The sequence below is a fragment of the Vibrio sp. 1727 genome, from assembly GCF_033344415.1.
GTDB classification, from domain to species: Bacteria; Pseudomonadota; Gammaproteobacteria; order Enterobacterales; family Vibrionaceae; genus Vibrio; species Vibrio alginolyticus.
In genome coordinates this window covers 1-697 of the sequence record NZ_JAWPOT010000273.1, presented here as the reverse complement: position 1 = coordinate 697, position 697 = coordinate 1, and the positions used below count along the sequence as shown (strand labels likewise).

General features: G+C 50.5%; 1 protein-coding gene. It reads right to left on the bottom strand.

The genetic code is table 11. The annotated features are described in order from the left end of the window. The coding region (locus R8O10_RS25200; RefSeq protein WP_318191953.1) for an aconitase family protein at window positions 1–697 on the bottom strand (697 nt) is incomplete at both ends.

Here is a 697-nt window from a genome sequence, read left to right as displayed (position 1 = left end):
AGCACCATCTGGCAACTCGCCTTCTTTCTCTTCCCATGCACCGGAGATACCACGTTGTGCTAATTCAGAAGTTGGCAAACGGCGGTGCGGGTTTGAAGGACCTGCCATGTTACGGCTGACTGATGACAAATCGAATTCCAGTACACGCTCGTAAACCGCAGTATCAAGATCGTCTGCCCAAAGTCCGGTTTGCTTTGCGTATTTCTCAACTAAGTCAACTTGCTGTTCGTCACGACCAGTCAGTTTTAGGTAGTTGATCGTCTGCTCATCGATGTAGAACATACCCGCGGTTGCACCGTACTCTGGTGTCATATTGGAGATGGTTGCACGGTCACCAATTGTTAGGTCGCGAGCACCTTCACCAAAGAATTCAAGATATGAAGAAACAACACGCTCATTACGTAAGAACTCGGTAATCGCCAGAACGATATCCGTTGCGGTAATACCCGGCTGACGCTTACCCGTTAACTCAACACCCACGATGTCTGGTAGGCGCATCATTGACGGGCGGCCAAGCATCACGGTTTCGGCTTCCAGACCACCAACACCAATCGCGATAACGCCCAGTGCATCAACATGAGGCGTATGACTGTCTGTACCAACACACGTATCTGGGTAAGCAATGCCCTGCTTCGCCTGCACAACCGGAGACATTTTCTCCAGGTTAATTTGGTGCATGATGCCGTTACCTGCGGGA